Origin of the sequence: Paenibacillus sp. KS1, assembly GCF_001680695.1 — a bacterium.
Classification (GTDB): Bacteria; Bacillota; Bacilli; order Paenibacillales; family Paenibacillaceae; genus Paenibacillus_B; species Paenibacillus_B suaedae.
Window position 1 is genome coordinate 31569 of the sequence record NZ_MAIS01000038.1, and the last position, 21151, is coordinate 52719.

The 21151-nt window shown below is 39.0% G+C and carries 6 protein-coding genes; all 6 read left to right on the plus strand.

Annotated features, from left to right (window positions below; translation table 11 throughout):
- Nucleotides 1-4 precede the first annotated feature (4 nt).
- From BBG47_RS14440 to BBG47_RS14465, 6 genes are read left to right on the plus strand one after another with little or no spacing between them, the layout of a single operon-like run.
- Entirely contained in the window at nt 5-5929 is a 5925-nt protein-coding gene (locus BBG47_RS14440; RefSeq protein ID WP_065292266.1) for a hybrid non-ribosomal peptide synthetase/type I polyketide synthase, read from the plus strand.
- Between the two features lie 54 nt (nt 5930-5983).
- Nucleotides 5984-10342: a MupA/Atu3671 family FMN-dependent luciferase-like monooxygenase gene (locus BBG47_RS14445; protein WP_065292267.1), complete on the plus strand. Its 4359-nt coding sequence runs from the start codon at nt 5984-5986 to the stop codon at nt 10340-10342.
- A gap of 36 nt (nt 10343-10378) precedes the next feature.
- Nucleotides 10379-16933, plus strand: a complete 6555-nt coding sequence (locus BBG47_RS14450; protein WP_065292268.1) for a non-ribosomal peptide synthetase — start codon at nt 10379-10381, stop codon at nt 16931-16933.
- A 24-nt stretch (nt 16934-16957) separates the two neighbouring features.
- Complete coding sequence (locus tag BBG47_RS14455) at nt 16958-18595, plus strand: PhpK family radical SAM P-methyltransferase (protein WP_065292269.1); 1638 nt, start codon at nt 16958-16960, stop codon at nt 18593-18595.
- 28 nt (nt 18596-18623) lie between these two features.
- Complete coding sequence (locus BBG47_RS14460; RefSeq protein ID WP_083189305.1) at nt 18624-19427, plus strand: dimethylarginine dimethylaminohydrolase family protein; 804 nt, start codon at nt 18624-18626, stop codon at nt 19425-19427.
- Nucleotides 19428-19445: 18 nt separating this feature from the next.
- Nucleotides 19446-21131 carry a carbamoyltransferase family protein gene (locus tag BBG47_RS14465; RefSeq protein ID WP_065292270.1) on the plus strand — a complete coding sequence of 562 codons (1686 nt, stop codon included), beginning with the start codon at nt 19446-19448 and terminating at the stop codon, nt 21129-21131.
- The last annotated feature ends 20 nt before the right edge of the window (nt 21132-21151 follow it).

A 21151-nucleotide genomic window follows, 5' to 3' on the forward strand; every position in this document is an offset into this window, starting at 1 on the left:
ATATGTGTCTGATCTGGATATTGCAATAATTGGGATGGCAGGAAGATTCCCAGGTGCTGCGAATATAGATGACTTTTGGGAAAATATCTCTCATGGAGTCGAGAGTATTAATCATCAATTAGATAAAAATTTTGATACTGATGTTCCATATATCGGTTCAAGAGGAATATTACCTGATATCGAATACTTTGATGCAGCATTTTTTGGATTTAATCCTCGTGAAGCGGAAATGCTCGACCCACAGCAAAGGCTACTGCTGGAATGTGCTTGGAGTGCGTTAGAAGATTCAGCATATGATCCCCTGCATGTGTCAGGCAAAGTAGGCGTCTTTACTGGAGCAGGGCAGAATTCTTATTATTTACATCATTTATTGCCTAGGATTGGGCGGCGCAAACTAGAAAGTCAAACTTCTACATTTGTAACTAGTGCAAACGATTTTATCTCTACGCTTATTTCTTATAAATTGAATTTAAAAGGTCCGAGCTTGGTAGTGCAAACAGCATGCTCCAGCTCCTTGGTCGCGATTCATTTAGCTTGTCAAAGTTTATTAACGGGCGAATGTGATCTCGCACTCGCTGGCGGGGTATCTGTACAGCTTCCACAACAAGAAGGTTACCCGGCTGTACCGGGTGGAATATATTCACCTGATGGAAAATGTCGGGCTTTTGATGAAGCAGCAAATGGTACTGTACCAGGAAATGGTGGAGGTATTGTAATTGTTAAACGATTAAGTGATGCGATTACTGATAAGGACAGGATTAGAGCGATCATTAAAGGTTCGGCAATTAACAACGATGGCTCTCTTAAAATGGGATACACAGCACCTAGTATTGAAGGGCAAGCAAAAGTATTAGCGGAAGCCATTCACAATGCAGGAGTCGCATCAGAAAGTATTACGTTAATTGAAACCCATGGTACAGGAACTCCGCTTGGAGATCCGATCGAATTGTTAGCCTTAAGTCAAGTCTATAATGTAAACAAGAATGGTCACTGTGCTATTAGCTCTGTTAAGCCAAATATTGGACATCTGGATGCAGCAGCTGGGGTGGCGAGTCTGATAAAGGCAGTATGCGCACTAGAAAATAAGCAAATTCCTCCTAGCATTAATTATCACGAACCGAATAAGCAAATGAAGCTTGAAGAGTCACCGTTTTATGTAAATACCGAATTAAAAGCTTGGGAAAGCCTAACTCTGACTGGAACGCCAAGAAGAGCGGCAGTAAGTTCGTTTGGTATCGGAGGTACTAATGCTCATATCATATTGCAAGAAGCTTTTACACTAGACAGAAATGAGCCTGAAGAAAACAGCCACATCCTTACATTGTCGGCTAATACCTCTACATCATTAAAAGATGCTTTGATACAGATGAGCGATTTCCTTGGGGAAGAGGAGGCACCTCGATTTGGAGATGTTGCTTACACATCTCGAGTTGGGCGGCATGCGTTTCCTTATAGACAATCAATCGTTGCTAAAAGCAACAAAGAAGCGCGCGAACTATTATTGAAATTCCTAAATGAGCAACAACCATTTAAGAAGAAAGAAAGTAAAGGAGTCTGTTTTAAGCTCGCAGGATCAGCCTCGCACTATATGACATTAGGGCGTGAGATATACAAACAAGATTCCATTTACCGCAAAGAAGTGGAGAAATGTTCCCAGTTATTGCTTCAGATTGCACAAGTGGACATTAAGAAAGTGTTTACTAACCAATCAAATCATGATGATAGTCAATTCGCAATAACATTGTCTGAGAACAATCACTCTATCCTATTTACAATTGAGTATGCGTTATCGAAGTTATGGATGGAGATTGGCGTCATTCCTGAAAAAATTGCAGGGGCTGATCTTGGCGAGTATGTAGCGGCTTGTTTGGCGGATGTTTTCAGCTTAGAAGATTCGCTGCGATTAGCTGTGTTCCGTGATCGGCTTTCACAAAATAAGCAAGTCGAAGTATCAACCAACGAATTGGATCAATTACTAGAACATTATAAACCGAAGCGAACACTGTTTACACCTAAAATTCCTTTTATATCAAACATAACGGGGGATTGGATTACTGAGGAGCAAGCGACTGACTTCGCATATTGGACAACCTTATTGAAGAAAAAGCAAACCAATTCGCATGCTCGATTGAGAGACGATTCTGAAATACTTAGTTTGGATGTTGGATTAGGTCTCGAATTAGATAGTAGCTGTGCCTACAGCTCATTTTTGCGTGCTGTAAGTTATTTGTGGAACAGTGGCCTTGATATTGAATGGCGTAATATGAGCGTTGGTGATGTTGCCAAAGTAAAAATTCCGACCTATTCGTTTGATAAGCAAAAGTATTGGATTGATGCGATTGATTCAAACACAAATCAAACTAAATTATCCGAAACGAACCAACAAATTTCTAATTATGAACCGACGATATATATGAGAACTGAGTTTCAGGAAGATATCATTCATCCACGTAGTGAAATCGAAAAGAAAGTGGTTGAAACGTGGGAGGTCGAATTAGGCGTTTATCCGATAGGCCTAGATGATAACTTTTTTGAGCTTGGAGGACATTCATTAGCAAGTTTGGACATAGTTGATGAACTAAATAAGACATTCAAGATTAATTTATCATCCAACATATTCATGGATTTCCCAACTCCAAAAGAAACAGCGAAAATAATTGAAGAACAATTACACATATCTGATTTAACGGAAGATAACGATATTATTACAATTATTTCAACTCCAGAACTTATTTATGAACCGTTTCCATTAACCGAGTTAGCAGAAGGCTACTTTATTGGTCGAAACGAGGGTTATGAATATGGTCAAATTGGGAGCTATATCTATAGGGAAGTACATTGCGAAGATATAGATCTCGTTAGATTGAATAAAGCTTTCTCTCGTCTAATCGTGAGACATGATATGTTAAGGGCGGTTGTGTTTGATGATGGCCAGCAACAAATCCTAAATGAAGTGCCACCTTATACCATCAAATTGGAGACGCTGAATGGGCTGAACGAAGTAGAGAAGCAGAAGAAACTTCTCGAGATTCGACGTGAAATGGAACAGAACAATTCTCAAAGCGGTCAGTGGCCTTTATTTGAAATTCGGGCCAGCACGTTTGAAAATAAGACGATTATCCATACTAAATTTGACTATCTGATCTTGGATGGAATGACAGATAAGATTTTAAACAGTGAGTGGATGTCCTTATATGAAAATTTAGATATGCAGCTTGATAAGCTAGAAATATCGTATCGCGATTATGTAACTACCCTAGTAGAATTTAAGCAAAGCAACCTTTATCAAAATGCGCGTAAATACTGGATGGATAAAATCCCGACCCTACCAGCAGCACCGCAATTACCAATACTGAAGATGAAGTCAAACGAGTCTAACAATCTGTTGGGTAAAGCAGGAGTGATTCGATCAGACTTGTGGAAGTTGCTTAAGAAACAAGCATCTCGTATTGGTGTGACGCCTTCTGGATTGCTTTTATCTGTATATGCCGAAATTATAGGAAGATGGAGTTCGAGCCAAAGATTTACATTAAATATGCCAATCTTTAGTCGTATTCCATTTCACAAGGATGTGAATAAACTAGTAGGCTCATTCACTTCAACCTTGTTATTAGAAGTTGATCTTACTTTAGGCAGAACTTTTAAGGAGCGGGCTATTTGCATTCAGGAACAGTTATTACGTGACTTAGATCATCGGTACTTTAACGGAACGTTAGTCATGAGGGAGATTAATAAATCGACGAATGCACTTACAGCTTCCATGCCCGTGGTTTTTACAGGGCTGTTTGTAGAAGGTGAGGATACAGATAGTCAGTGGCTGGGAACAGAAGTGTATCGCAGCAATCAATCCCCTCAAGTGTGGATGGACTTTCAAATTGATGAATTGTCTGATGGCTCGTTGCAATTTAACTGGGATTTCATGAGTGATGTTTTCCCTGAAAACATGCCAGAGCATATGTATCAAGCATTTTTGAAGGTGATCGATAGCTTGTGTGCGGATGAGCAAATGTGGGAAGCTACAAGTTTGATTCCGCTTCATGATTTGCAGGAAGAGCGAAGATTTCAAGATTACATTGTAAATAAGGGACTTAGCAGACTTCTCTACGATGGATTTGAGGAACAAGTTATTACGAGACCCGAACATGTGGCCATTGTGAGTGAGAATGATCACGTGTCGATCACGTATCGCGAATTAGACATACTTTCAAGTCATGTTGCTAAGTTATTGCAGGAACAAGTGTCGGATATGGATCGCCCCATTGCCGTATTGTTGGAAAAAGGTTGGATGCAAGTTGTCGCCGTCTTGGGTGTCCTTAGAGCTGGACTTGTTTACTTGCCTTTAGATGCTAGTTTGCCTGAAGCCCGAATCAGAACGATACTAGCCAATTCTAGTACGCAAACGATTCTTACACAGACTTCAATAGTAGAGCTTGTACATGCTTGCAGTGCTGAAGTGAGAGTCGTTGAACTCGATGCACTTGATATGCCTGCAAATAAGCGCTCTGATTATGAACGCCGTGTTCATCCACAAGGCTGGGCTTATATTATATATACCTCAGGTTCGACTGGAGAGCCTAAGGGAGTTTTGATCGACCATATAGGTGCAATGAATACGGTAACAGATATTAATAGCCGTTTTAATGTCACAAGTGATGATAGAATCGCCGCATTTTCATCGCTAGGATTTGATTTATCTGTTTATGATGTGTTCGGAGCTTTGGATGTTGGAGCAACCATTATCATTCCGAAAGTAATAACCGTTAAAGATTCTATCTTAATTGCAGCGTTTGTAGAAAGAGAGAAAATCTCAATATGGAATTCAGTTCCTTCGATGATGAGTATTTATATGGATTATATGGAAGAGCAGCATCCTCCAATAACAAACGAGCATATTCGCGTAATATTGCTTAGCGGAGATTGGATACCGCTTCAATTGCCTAACCGAATCAAGCAGTATGTACCGAATGCGAAGGTTATTAGCTTAGGCGGGGCCACTGAAGCTTCCATCTGGTCTATCTGTTACCCAATCCATAATGTCGAGAGTTATTGGAATAATATCCCTTACGGCAAGCCGTTAAATAATCAAATGTTGTATATATTAAATGACCGTTTGGAACTATGTCCGAATGGAGTTGTCGGACAAATATATATTGGTGGTGTCGGATTGGCAGTCGAATATTGGAAAGACTTCGATCGGACCCGTCAAAGTTTTATCATTCATCCTGAGACAAATGAAAGATTATACCGGACTGGAGATTTAGGAAGGTATTTACCAGATAACCATATTGATATTTTAGGCAGAATAGACAACCAAGTTAAAATCAGGGGATACAGAATTGAACTAGAGGAAATTACACAAACCTTAAATAAATGCCCTTGGATAAATCAAGCTGTCGTACTGAAAAAAGACCTGTCTACTAATGAAAGCCAATTAGTAGCGTTTGTAATATTAGAGGGTATCGTGAATTCTCATTTAGAGTCAGATTTAGTGGCACCTATCGTTAGAAACATTAGGGAATACACCAAAAAGTTACTTCCTGACTATATGGTTCCCGCACACTTCCTCCTAGTAAACGAGTTCCCTTACACTTCAAATGGGAAACTGGACAGAGCTGCTTTGTTAAGTAGGAGTTCGGCCAAACTGTACGTGGAGGTTGCGGCTACTGACGAACAAATAGAAAGTAGACAAGAGTCATTGTTTATCAAGGAAATATGGAAAAATACTTTAAAAATAGAGAACTTTAGTTTCAATGATAATTTTTTTGAACTCGGTGGGGATTCAGTATTAGCGATGCGTATTACTGCTGCAGTTCGTCAACGGTATAGTGTAACTATTTCTGTTCGTGCTTTTTTTGAGTTGCCAACGTTTAAACAGTTTGTTATCAAAGTCATCAATGAGATAGATGAGTGTAATAAAGACAATGTGTAGCTTGAACAAAAGAGAGGTTGGGTCAAATACTATCCATGAAGAGGTTTGATACTGATGCCGAATGATTCAGATCTTATAGACACGATACAAGGTTTAAAACAAGATGAGAAAGTCAACAAGCAATCAGGTGAATCTGCATCTACACAGTCAGCAGAAAAGCTTCCGCTATCATTTGCACAGGAAAGAATTTGGTTTATGGAGCAGCTACACCCAGAAACGCCGATATATAATGAGGGTTTCATCCTGCATTTAAACACTTTGTTGAACTTTAGCTATTTACAACAAAGTATTGTGTTGCTTGCGGAAAGGCACGAAAGTTTAAGAACCGTATTATACACGGAATCGGACAAAGTCTATCAACGTGTATTGGATTCACTGCCAATAGATATTCAACAGTTCGAACCATCATGGGACAATAAAGACGATCTTCAAAAAAAATTGAATGATATGGCTCGTGCGATGGCGCTTAAGCCCTTTAATTTATCCGAAGGCCCATTGTTTCGGGTCGGTTTTGTAAAAATCGCTGAACATGAGTCTGCTGTAATCGTTGCTATTCATCATATCATTAGTGATGCTCAGTCCATGTCTATGTTTTTCCAGGAATTGAGTGAGTTATATCTTTTATTAGTAGCTCAGAAGCGCTGTACGTTATCTACTGGTGGACCTACGTATTCGCAATATTCCATCTGGCAAAGAGAGTACATGCAAGATGACGGTTTTCAGTCGCAATTGAACTACTGGGTAGATGCACTACAAGATGCACCACCATTGTTGAATCTATCTGCAATCGGAACGAGGCCTAAAAATAGAACAAGTAAAGGTGCGAAGCAAGAGATCAAGATTCCGTCGCACATAGTTGCCAAAATTCAAAGCGTTTGCAAAGCGGCGATGGCGACACCATATATGGTGACGAAAAGTGCCTTAATTGCGCTATTGTACAGATATACAGGTCAAAAGGATATCGTTATAGGCTCTACTATGCTCAATCGCAATCATCCAGATACAGAACAAATTATTGGCTTATTTATGAATAATATTGCATTGCGCACAAGCATGTCTGATTATCAAACTTTCAGGTCTTTGCTGCATGATGTGAAAGAAACGATGTTATCCGCATATGAGCATAGCGAGTGCCCTTTTGAAAAAGTTGTTGAGGCAATTAACCCGACCAGAGATTTGAGTTATAGTCCAATTTTTCAAGTGCTATATACGTATTTAAATAATGAACCACAACATGATTTATTTCATGCAACGAACTGCACTGTAAGTAAAGTAGATACGGGAATCGTAAAATACGATTTATCGTTTACCATTGATCGTCGAGGCAATGAGCTAATTTTGGAATGTGAATACAGCTTTGATTTATTTACGAACGAGATTGTATCTCAAATGTTAAAGCATTATTGTATCTTGCTAAATTCGGGAATTTCTCATCTTGATATCCCTATTACTGAACTTGACATGCTTACACAGGACGAAAAAGTTCTGATGCTAGATGAGTGGAATGCAACCGATATGTCATTGCCGGAAAAATGTATCCATCAACTTATCGAAGCACAAGTTAATTTAACTCCTGACGCAATTGCAGTCGTATTTGAGGATCGTCAAGTTACTTACAAAGACTTAAACCATCGAGCGAATCAAATTGCTGTTGTATTGAGAAATTCAGGCGTGACATTAGATACGATAGTTGGTATTTATTTAGAACGTTCGGATGAGATGATCGCAGGGATGCTTGGGGTGCTAAAGGCGGGAGGAAAGTATCTCCCGCTTGATCCAACAATTCCAGTTCACCGTTTGAATGGTATGATTGAAGATTCGGGTCTTTCAGTAGTAGTTTCACAAACTGGGCTTAAGAAATTAGCGGTATCTCGTGAGCTGACCATTTTAAGCCTCGAAAATATTAACGAAGATGACGATTTCTGTGACCCCTCCAATAAAGTGTCGTTGAAAGACCAGGCTTATGTAATCTATACGTCTGGCTCAACTGGGCAGCCCAAAGGGGTGCAAATCAGTCACGGAAACATATTAAACTTTTTTGTCGCAATGCAACAAAAAATAAAGTGTGGTCCAAATGATACGGTGCTAGCGGTCACAAGTATTGGTTTCGATATCTCCATATTGGAGTTGCTATGGCCGTTGTCTCAAGGGGCAAAAGTCATAATTGCTTCAGATGAAGCGATGTTCAGGAAGGCAAATCGAATAGACGACACAGACAAAAAGAGTCCAATAGATTTTAGTCTATCCTTTTTTTCCTCTTTATCGAATTTGGGACAAGAACAATACAATTTGATTTTTGAAGCAACAAAATATGCGGATCAGAATAAGTTCACGGCAGTGTGGATGCCAGAACGTCATTTTGATGAGTTCGGGGGATTGTTTCCAAACCCATCGGTAGTAGGGGCAGCATTGGCAATGATTACGAATCGTATCAGCATTAGAGCAGGCAGTGTTGTATTACCCTTGCATCATCCGTTCAGGGTTGTTGAAGAATGGTCAGTTGTAGACAATATTTCAAATGGAAGAGTAGGGATTTCTTTTGCATCCGGTTGGCATCCTGATGATTTTGTCTTTAATCCAGACCATTTTCAGGATCGTGCGGATGTGTTGATTGATTATATCCCTCGTATTAAAAGTATATGGAGGGGAGAAGAATGGGATTGTATAAATGGTGAAGGCCGCAATGTCAGTTTGAAGGTGCAGCCTGTACCGATTCAGAAGGAATTGCCTGTATGGGTAACGACTAGCGGATCAGCGGATACGTATATACAAGCTGGGCGTATCGGAGCCAACGTATTGACGCATCTTATTGGACAATCGATCCAACAGCTCGAACATCATATTCAGTTGTATCATAAAGCTTTAATCGAACACGGGCATAATCCAAAAGATCATAAGATTTCATTAATGATGCACACATTTGTTGGTGAATCCAATGAGCAAGTTCGTGCTATAGCTTATGAACCTGTAAAGCGCTATTTGCAATCATCAGCAAATTTGATTAAAAAAATGGAACATGTAGCGTACTCCAATCCGTCAGGTGAAGAGATGGAGCAAATGAGATGGAACCGAGCTGCTGATGTTTATTTTGAACAGAATGGATTGCTTGGGGATGTTGCGCATTGCACTAACATTGTTCGCGAGCTTAAAGCAATTGGAGTTAATGAGATTTGTTGTTTGATTGACTTTGGAATTGAAAAAGAACAAATTATTGAACACTTGGAACATCTAAATCTGCTGCGGCAGAAATGCATCGTTCAAAAAGAACCTTATTCACTAGAGGAGCTCATTCACAAGCATGACGTAACAATCATGCAATGTACACCTTCTCTTATGGAAATCGTATTGTCCGGAATGAATCGATCCGTTAGTAGGTCTTCCTTAAAGACAGTTCTTTTGGGAGGAGAACGATTGAGTGTGCATCTCAAGGATCGTATATACGAAAGGTTTTCTACAATTAACGTCTACAATATGTATGGACCGACTGAAACGACTGTATGGTCCTCTGTACAAGCAATCGACAGCAAGGATAGTACAATCCTAGTTGGAAAGCCTGTTGCTAATACTCAATTCTACATTGTCGACAGTAACTTGAACCTACTTCCAATTGGTGTAGTTGGAGAGCTTTGTATTGGAGGAATGGGAGTCGCAACAGGGTATTTAAATAATATTGAATTAACGAACAGTAAATTTATCAATCTTAAGATGAATAATGAAGGATATACCAAGGTGTATAGAACGGGGGATCTCGCACGTTTTCATGCTTGTGGAAGTATTGAATTACTTGGCAGAAGTGATAATCAAGTGAAAATACGGGGTCACCGTATTGAATCTGGAGAGATTGAGAATGTGCTGCTTCGTTATGAGGCTATAGAAAAAGCTGTAGTTACGATTATATATGACGAACAGGAACAACCGATTTTATCTGCATTTATCGTCTTACAACAAGGTGATGCACGCAAGGACAAAAAAGAAATCATTGAGTTTCTGTCTGAAAGGCTGCCAGGAGCATTTGTTCCAACTCATCTGGTCTATGTGGATAAATTACCACTATTAAGTAGTGGAAAGATTGATATGGCTGCATTGAAAAAATGGGATTTTGCAGAAGAAATGGACTGCCTAAACAATAGGCCGAGAACGGCGACAGAGTCAAAACTGGAACAAATATGGTGTGAAATTTTAAATAGAAAGCAGTTGGATATATACGACAACTTCTTTATCATTGGCGGCCATTCCTTGTTGGCTATCCGATTAGTAAACCGCATCAATGAAGTTTTCAAAGTTGGTGTATCTATGAGAACTATTTTTGAAGCACCAACTATCGAGAAACAGGCAGCGTATATCTACAAATATCAATTGTCCGGTATCGATGTTGAAGTATTAAACAAACTGTTGAATAAATTAGAAGGCTAACAAAAGTTCTGAATACTGTCTTGACGAGGTGAGGATATGAGAGAGTCAGACAATCGGATTGATGAGCTTTCCGTAGAGCAGAGGGAGAAGTTAATTGAATTGCTGCGCTTGGAAATTGAGCAGGTGCAGCAAGATGAAATTAAATTAGATACTTTTATATCTGATGACGGGAAATATCCGCTGTCTTATGCACAACAAGGGATGTGGTTTGTTGAAAAATTAAATTTAGGCACTCCTATTTTTAATGATGCCTTGATTAGCGTACGGTTAAATGGCGAGCTGCAAATTGAAGCTTTAACAAAGGCTATACAATTGTTGATTGATCGTCAGCAAGTTTTAAGATTGAGATTCCATGAAGTGGATCATATCCCTTATCAGCAATATTTGGATGAAGTTAAATTTGAACTTCCAATCGTTGATCTTTCCCATCTGCACGGGGATCAACAGGAAACTATTAACCAATACGCCCTTGAGGAAGCTAACCAACCTTTTGATCTCGTTAACGATCCACCATTTCGGATTAAATTAATTAAAATTAGTGACCAGGAACATGTACTCTTTTATATCGTACATCATATTATTTCAGATGGTACTTCGACCGGAATCTTTATGCGAGAGTTAGCATCTGCATACAATGATTTTTGTTCAAACCAGACACCGGAATTGCCTGAACTGAAATTACGCTACACAGATTACTCCGTATGGGAGAGCAAGCGCATATCATCACCAAAACTCCAAAATCAGCTTCAATTTTGGAAAAATAAGCTGGCGAATATTCCTGACGCTATTTCATTTGCTGGCCATTCTGAGAATCGAATAACTGAAAATAGGAACGGCAAAAAAATATCCAAGGATATACCGTCAGATGTATACAATGCAATCTTGGAAATAAGCCAAAAGGAAAAAGTTACATTAAATGTTGCCGTATTAACTTTGGTTAACCTGTTAATTTACAAATATACAGGCACGACAGACATCGTATTGGGATCTCCAATAACTGCAAGAACAAATCAAAGTTTAGACCATATGATGGGTTGTTTTGTGAATACGACCCTATACCGAAGCGATTTATCTAGAAATCCTCCATTTTGCGAACTCATCCATCAAGTCCGGGATGGCTTCCTTGAAACATTGTCAAACCAGGATGTTCCTATAGAAGTGATAGCAAAAGAGTTTGGGCAATCCAGAGATTCAGCCTTGTTTAATGTAATGTATGGGATGCAACATGAACCATCGGATGTGCTTTTTAATGGCTTGAGTACGGAAGCAACGCTTATTTACAATGAAACGACCAAGTATGATTTAATATTCTCATTTGTCATAACAGATCAGTCCATGCGGTTATTAGTTCAATTTGCAACACCTCTATTCGCAGAGGATGAGATTGAGCGGTTAGTTGAATATTTTAATGCCTTAGTGATGAATGTATTACATCGTTATCATGATCCAATTGACGAATTGTCAATATTAAGCACGCAGGAAAAAAACAAACTGCTATTAGATTGGGGACAATCATCTCAACGTTTTAATGAAGAGCGATTACTGCATGAATGGTTTGAGCAACAGGTTGTACAAAGTCCGGATGCAACCGCTATCGTCTTAGGTGAGGCCTCTTTAACCTTTAAGCAATTGAATGAAAAAGCGAATCAGATTGCTCACTATTTAATAGAAAATGGCGTCAGTGTGGATACGAAAATCGGTTTATATATGCGAAAATCGTTAGATTATATTGTATGTATATTGGCTGTGCTAAAAGCAGGCGGAGCATATGTGCCTTTAGACACGAAGAATCCATGGAATCGCATTCAATCGATGATTGATATCGCTACAATTCGTATTGTAATCGTGAATGAGCAAGCAGTCATTGAAAACGCTAATCATGATCTGAAAGTCATGCAAATGAACGAGATTCATGCTCAGACTATGCATTTATCTAAACAAAATCCTGAATCTGTGGGTAATATCGATCATACGGCATACGTCGTGTTTACGTCCGGATCAACGGGAGCCCCAAAAGGGGTGGAAATTACACACGGTAATATCACTAACTATGTAAGATCTGCCGTTCAATTTTTTGGTATGCATACCGGTCATCATCACATTTTACTGCAAGCATTAACAACGGACTTTTGCAAAACGGCGCTATATGGCTCTTTACTATCTGGTGGTTGCCTGCATCTTATCCTGGAAGATGATGCTTTGGATGCGAAGAAGCTGGCTAGCTATATTTCTAGTTATCATATTGACTGGATGAAAATAACTCCTTCTCATTTGCGCGCATTAGAACATAATATGGACATAGTTGAGCTGCTTCCAAAGCATGGATTAATATTCGGGGGAGAAGCTTCTTCTTGGGAGTACGTGCGCAATATTCATAAGAAGGCTCAAACATGCAGCATATATAATCACTATGGTCCATCTGAAACAACAGTTGGAGTGCTTATGTATAAAGTTACGTTGGAAGATGCAGGACGCAACTATGGCAATACTCCTTTAGGGACACCAGTGGGCAATTCGAAGTTGTATGTGTTAGATGACAACATGCAACCAGTACCGATTGGAATTGCAGGCACACTGTATGTAGAAGGTAAAGGAGTTGCCAGAGGCTATATCAATGCAAAGGATCTTACAGAACAAAGATTTAAACATGTTCACTTTGATGCTTTGAATACATCAAAACGTCTATATAACACCGGCGATATCGTTAAATACTTGCCTGATGGAAATCTAGAGTTTATAGGAAGATCCGACGATCAGCTTAAGATACGCGGTTATCGTGTAGAGCCAGATGAAATCAAACACGAATTAATGAAGCAGTCTTTTGTTCATGAAGCTGTTATTTTTGCTAAATCAAAGGATAACTATGAGCATGAGCTAACAGCTTTTATTGTTCCACAGCAAGATTGCGATCTGCCAGAGAAGTTGATAAGAGAACAAGTTCGTAGTTGTTTAACGAGAGCATTTTCAGATTATATGATTCCCAAACATATTATTGTACTAGCTTCGATTCCCCTTACGGCATCCGGAAAAATCGATCGAAATGTATTGAACCTCACTTTAGAAAACATACAGCACAGTTATCAGAAAACAGACAGTGTGGACCAATTACCGGAATTCAATTATTCCGAGAGAACAAATATAATCGAAATATTATGCGGTTTATATGAAGAGATTATTGGACTCAAGAATATAAAGGGTAAAGATCACTTTTTTAAGTTGGGAGGCCATTCTCTACTCGTTACTAAATTGGTTTCACGAATTCGTAAGACGCTCAAAACAAAGGTCGGGTTACGAACCATATTTAAATATCCAGTCGTAGACGAGTTAGCTGATGAAATTATTCGCATCAATCGGGCTGCTAAACCAGTCTCTTTGCAAGCGATCCAGAAGGTTCAACATCATAATATGATGGAAATGTCTTTTGCTCAAGAACGAGTATGGTTTCTGCATCAGTTAAGTCCGAAAAGTTGCTTCTATAACCTCCCGATAGTTGTTCAAATAGAGGGGGAACTCCAAATCGATGCATTGCAATGGAGTATCAATCAGGTTGTAGAAAGACATGAGGCTTTGCGTACAGTATTTCCTATTAGTAATGAAAAAGCAGTGCAAAGCGTAAAAGATATCACTATTGATATCAAGCACGTTCAATTAGAAGGCTCAGCGGATTCTGTTCGAACAGGCGATGTTCAAAATCTAGTAGAACAAGAAATTCAACTTCCATTCTCCTTGGAAGATGGTCCTCTAATAAGAATTACTTTGATAAAAACAGACGAAAACAAGTTTGTGTTGTGTGTAGTCATGCATCATATCATTGCAGATGGTTGGTCAATCTCTTTGTTATTAGAAGAGTTAGAGCGTTACTATACGGCTTATATAGAACAAGAAGATATCGAGTTAGATAGTCCACTTCAGTATGCTGATTATAGCCTGTGGCAGAGACAGTGGATGGATAGTGGTGAAATGAAATCGCAACTAGATTATTGGAAGGCACAACTGAGGGATGCGCCTTCCGTTCTCGAGTTACCCACAGATCGTCAAAGACAACCATTTCCAAGCTTCCGAGGAGGAACAAAGCGACTAGATTTTCCTGTCGAGCTTGCACAAAGTGTAAAAGAAATGAGTCGAGCTCATGGTGTCTCCAATTTCATCACTTTGTTATCCGCATTCCATGTGTTGCTGTACAGCTACTCTAAGCAATCCGATATTTTAGTCGGTGTTCCTGTTTCGGGACGAGATAATCAAGAACTGAATTCGATATTTGGTTTCTTTGTTAACACAATTGTTATTCGTTCAACATGCGCATCTCATACCCCGTTCACATCTTTGTTAAATGACATTAGAGCGACTACACTTGATGCATTTCAAAATCAGGATTATCCGTTTGAAAAAATTGTCGCAGCAATTTGTCCAGAGCGGAGCTCAAGTCATAATGCGTTATACCAAGTTGCGTTTACGTATCAGAATGATCAAGTGGCGAACTTTAAGCTTGGAGAGCTTGCGGTTCAACCATTTATGTATGAATGGTCGACATCCAAGGTTGATTTAACCTTGCTTATTATTGAATCTTCCGATAGCAAATTGTCTGCCGTCATTGAATATAGTACAGATTTGTATGAAGCAGATAGTATCGTAAGAATGTTACATAATTACATTTCTTTACTCGGGGACATTGTGAAATACCCAGAAAATCCACTATCACAAATATCAATACTGTCAGAACATGAACAGCAAACATTGGATAAATGGCGTTCAGGAGTCACTAAGCAGCCAGACAAGGAACATACTATTCATGGGTTGTTCGAGCAGCAAGCTGAAAATTATCCGGACAGCATTGCACTTACATTTAAAGAGCAACAAATGACTTATAAAGAGTTAAACGATACGGCAAATCGAATTGCTCGTCAATTACAACAAAATCATATTAAGCGAGGCAGTTATGTTGGTCTTTGTGTGAATCGCTCGATTGAGATGATAGTAGGCATGTTAGCTGTTCTGAAATGCGGTGCAGCTTACGTACCGTTAGATCCATTGCAACCATCGGATCGTCTGACGACAATCATTGAAAATGCAAACTTAGACTGTCTAGTGACCGATCATGCTTCATTTGGATTGTTGCATATTCCGAGTCAGGTTCCATTGATGTATTTAGACGACATTGATCGGATCGGTATTCAATTGGAAGGGAATCTGGACGCTCTGGTTACAGGTATCGATTCTGCTTATATCATCTATACTTCGGGTTCAACTGGGGTTCCAAATGGAGTATTAGTGAATCATAGTAACGTGATTAATGTTACCTTAGCAGCTATCGAAGAATTTGGAATTCAGCATAACAGTCGCGTTTGTCAATTTGCAACGATAAGCTTTGATGCCTCCGTATATCAAATTTTCTCTGCTTTGTTATCTGGTGCTACGTTATGTATCGTATCTAGAGAAGAGCAGATTATGATTTCTGATCTCAAAGAGATGATTTGTAAAAATGAAGTGGAATTTGGTGATTTGCCTCCAATTATTTTGGAAATGTTGGAGCCAGAGGATGTTCCGTCACTTCGAACGATAGCAACAGGTGGGGAAAGATGCCAACATAAACTTGCTGTTAAGTGGAGCAACAACCGTACATTTTACAATGTGTATGGACCAACTGAGACAACAGTTGCAAGCATTTGGTTTGGTATGAAAAATGTGCAACAGGACAACCATAACAGCGTTCCGATAGGCCGTCCGATAGCGAACACAGATGTATATATTTTAGATGATGAGTTCAACCCTGTTCCAATAGGAGCTCAAGGAGAAATTTATATTGCGGGACATGGTGTAGCCATGGGGTACCACTTAAATCCAAGTTTAACTGCTGCTCGATTTGTTCCTAATCCATTCAGCTTACATGGAGAACGTATGTACAAGACAGGGGATAAAGGGAGATATCTTGTGGATGGCAACATCGAGCATCTTGGCCGCAATGATCTTCAAGTAAAGATTCGCGGGTTCCGCATTGAATTAGAAGAGATTGAAATAGCTTTACACTCTCACGACAGTATAAAAGAGTGTGTGGCATCTATAGTAGATAATCAGCAGAATCAGAAGCATATTCTGGCTCATGTTGTGCTCCAGGAGGGAGCTTCATATGAGGAAGCGGAGATAGTATCGTTCTTGCGTTTAAAGTTGCCTGATTATATGGTGCCTACATCTATTATCGAAATCGCTTCGATTCCACGGCTTCCGAACTTGAAAGTTGATAGAAAAAAATTAAGCAGCTATCCAAAGCTTAATCAACGTGAAAAAAAGAAAACAGTTGCTTTATCTCCAGAAGAAATTCAGGTTTCGCAAATATGGGGATCCATTTTAAATATTGCGCCTGAAAGCATCGGTATTTACGATAATTTCTTCAAGCTGGGAGGTCATTCTTTATTAGCGACAATGATGTTGTCCAGATTAAATGAGAAATTTAACGTGAATATACCGTTGCATGAAGTATTCCAATCTTTAACGATTCACTTTTTAATTCAAACGATTGTAAATCATAAGTTTTCAGATATTTCAGATGAAGAATTACTCCTGTTAATGAATGAAATCGAAGGAATTGAAACGTAAGTTCGGAGTGGTGGAGGGATTGAATTGGAAAGAGATCAACTGGACTACATATTAATTGGATATAATGAGCCCTCATTTTCATCATATGAGCAAATGTTATCGAATTATGGGAAAGATTCCGAGGCATACCGTGATCTGAAATTTAGCTTTGTAGAGGTAGATGGACAAAAGTTGAATTACATTGATCTGATGAATTATGTCTATAAACAAGCATTTCCGAATTCTGCTCAGAAACGTGACATGTTTGTATCGGGGGAGATTCCGAACTTAGCCGCCGTTTATTTGTCGAATCATTTATATAACAAAGGGGTAAAAGGACGCCATGTTAATTTGTTCCAATATGAGAAAGATAAATTGATTCAATATTTGTCAATGAATCCCTTAGTTATTGGAATTACGACTACATTTTATGTACTCAATTTTCCTGTCATTGAGATGGTTAACTTCATTCGTGAGCATAATCAGAATGTCAAAATTGTTGTGGGTGGGCCCCTCATTCTTAATCATTTTCGAAATTATGATAAGGAAGGTTTTGAGATAGCGCTTGAAGATATCGGTGCAGATATTTACGTGGTGGAATCGCAAGGTGAATTAACACTGACAAAAGTTATAGGATGCTTAAAAGAAAAGGGCAATCTTAGTAGTGTGCCGAATCTTGCTTTTTTTGAAAATGGGGACTTGATAACGACCCATGTCGAACCCGAGAGCAACAACTTAGATGAAAACTATATTAATTGGATGAACTTTCAAGAGGAAAGTCTCGGACATACGATTCAAACGAGGACTGCTAGAAGTTGTGCCTTTAACTGTGCTTTTTGTAATTACCCGACTAGAGCGGGAAAGTTGACACTAACAGATATAACAACAGTCGAGTTAGAACTGGATTCTATTAAAAAGTTAGGCAACGTATCGAATGTGGTATTTATTGACGACACTTTCAATGTGCCGATTGAAAGATTCAAAGAAATATGCCGGCTGATGATAAGAAAGCAATATAACTTTAATTGGTTCTCCTATTTCCGATGCGCAAATGCGGATGAAGAAGCTATTGAGTTAATGGCTGAAAGTGGTTGTAAAGGTGTGTTTCTAGGTATCGAATCAGGGGCACCGTCGATTCTGAAAAATATGAATAAAGCAGCCACGATAGAGAAGTACAGCCAAGGAATTAAAACTTTGAAAAAACACGGGATTCTTACATTTGGCTCATTTATCGCTGGATTTCCCGGAGAATCAGAAGAAACGCTGCTTGAAACAACAAATTTTATTAAAGAAACCAAAATGGACTATTTTAGGGCGCAATTGTGGTATTGCGAAAAAGGTACAAAAATTGATGCCCAACGCGAGAAATATGATATTTCAGGAGAAGGATTTGTTTGGCGGCATGCGACACTTAATAGTGGGCAGGCGATGGATTACCTTGAAAGATTGCAGCAAGAAATCGAGGATTCACAATGGCTGCCGCAATGGTCGTTTGATTTTTGGATAATCCCTTATTTGTTAGGCAAAGGGGTAACTTTAGAACAATTCAAAGCATTTATGATTGGTGCGAACAGCCTCATGTCCTTGAATTTCGTAGATTTGAACAAGGAGGTGCGAATCGAAATCGAACGTAAACAGATGTCTACTCTGATCAAAGAAATGGCGGCTTGGAAAGTTATTTGAAAATAAATATACAGAAGGGTGATTTTACATGATTATTACAAAAGTTTTGATGTGCAAGCCAACGTATTTTGATATTGAATACTCAATCAATCCGTATATGGATGTAAACAATAAGGTAAACAAAGAGAAGGCAGAGGAACAGTGGAATTATGCTTATCGTGTATTAGAGAGCCTTGGAATAGAGATCGTGCTGCTAGATCCTGCTGAGGGTTGTCCTGATATGACCTTTATTGGTGATGCTGGTATCGTATGCGACAACAAATTTTTAGCAAGTAATTTCCGTCATGCAGAAAGAGCAGTTGAAGTGCCGCACTATATGGAATGGATGTATAAGAATGGATTGGAATGTCACACAATCCCAGATAATATTGCATTTGAAGGATTGGGAGATGTTGTTTGGTTTAATAAAGAAGTGCTATACGGTTACGGTCAACGTTCTTCTAAGGAAGCGCTAGACTATGTGCTTAAAGTATATCCTGATCTTAACTTACGAGGGGTGTTGCATTTAAAGGACGATGGTTTTTACCATTTGGGCCTTGCAATTGCCTTAATTGATGAAAATACAGTGCTCTATTACCCTTCTGCATTTACTGATGAGAGTTTAGAGTATTTGCGCCAAACGTACGAGAGAAGAATTGAATGCACCGAACAGGATGCAAAAGAATTCTTTGTATGTAACAACATTCCGATAGGCAACAAATTGATTATGGATAACTGTACGACGGAGCTGGAAGAAAAGCTGAATCATTATGGTTACGAGGTTATTAAAACCGACATGAGTGAGTTCAAAAAGAGTGGCGGAAGTGTACGTTGTTTAATCTTATCTCTCTAAAAAGGTGGTATGACAAAAATGTATATTTTAGGTATAAATTGTGTATATCATGAATCATCAGCTGCTATTTTGAAAGATGGACGTTTGATTGCAGCTGTTGAAGAAGAACGATTCAACCGAGTTAAGCACGGAAAGCCTGCCGAGATCGATAATCCAGATGTATTACCGATTCAAGCTATTGAATATTGCTTGGAGCAAGCAGGCATTAAAATCGATGAAGTAGAGTGGGTAGCTTGCTCATTTTTGCCGGAAAATAGATTGGACAATGCCAAGCATGCGGATTTTGTTGAAGCTGGCGGGTGGGGTAGCGAAGATGGTGAAAAATTTTTTTACGATAAAATAAATCAAATACCTGATAAGCTCATGCAAATGGGCTTTCATGGTGAATTTAAATGGATCTCACATCATTTAAGTCATGCTGCATCGAGTTACTATGGTTCACCATTTGAAGAGGCCGCAATTCTAGTAGTAGATGGAATCGGAGAAAGTGCCTCTACGATGTTTGCAATAGGAAAAGGCGAACGTTTGCTAGTTAAAGAAGAAATCAATTATCCGAATTCAATTGGTTTTCTATGGGAAAAAATGTGCAAATATTTAGGGTTTTCAGAGTATGATGCATGCAAACTCATGGGGTTGGCAACGTATGGACGTGCTGATGATAAAATTATTGCTGCCTTAAACAAGATTGTTCATATATTGCCGGATGGGAAATTTTCTATTGATAATAACATCATGAAATTCCGCATAGAAGATTACTCTGAGCTAGAGAATTCATTTAACACAAAACGTCGTGGGGCGAACGAGCAAGTAACGGCTGTACATCAAAATATTGCATATGCATTGCAAAAAGTGACCGAAAAAATATTACTGCATATGATTCGATATTTTAAAATTAGCACTGGTATGGACAACTTATGTTTAGCTGGAGGCGTTGCCCTTAATTGCGTGGCGAATGGATCGATTGTTGAAGAAGGTTTATACGCTGATTTATATATTCATATGGCTGCACATGATGCTGGAACTGCTGTTGGTGCTGCCCAATTAGTTTGGCACGAACATTTAAATCACACGCCTAGATTTGAAATTACACATCCTTACTATGGACCAAGTTTTAGTGATACTCAATATGAGCTGGCTCTGCAGCAAGCTGGCTTGACTTATGAGCGAAAGGATTCGATCGAGAAATATGTTGCTCAGTTATTATGTGAGCAGAAGATTATAGGCTGGTTCCAAGGAGCTATGGAGTTTGGGCCGAGAGCGCTTGGGAACCGTAGTTTGATAGCAGATCCAAGAAGCCCGGAAATGAGAGATAAGATAAATCTTATTGTTAAACATAGGGAAGACTTCAGACCTTTTGCCCCAAGTATACTAGCTGATCAATTGCATGAGTGGTACGAAGTTTCTCATGCATGCAGTGCATCTGACTTTATGTTGGTCAATTATAGCTCTAAATATCCAGAAAAAACTCCGGCTATCGTTCATATTGACGGAACTAGCAGAGTGCAAACCGTTAAACCTGAAATAAACAAACGATACTATCAATTAATTCATGAGTTTGCTCTATTAACAGGAGTTCCAATGATACTTAACACATCGTTCAATGATAATGAACCGATTGTTTGTACACCTCAAAATGCAGTTAATACGTTCTTAAAATCCAACATAGATTGTTTAGTAATGGGTGACTTTGTTGCATTTAAGTAGCAATGATTGGAGGTGACGAA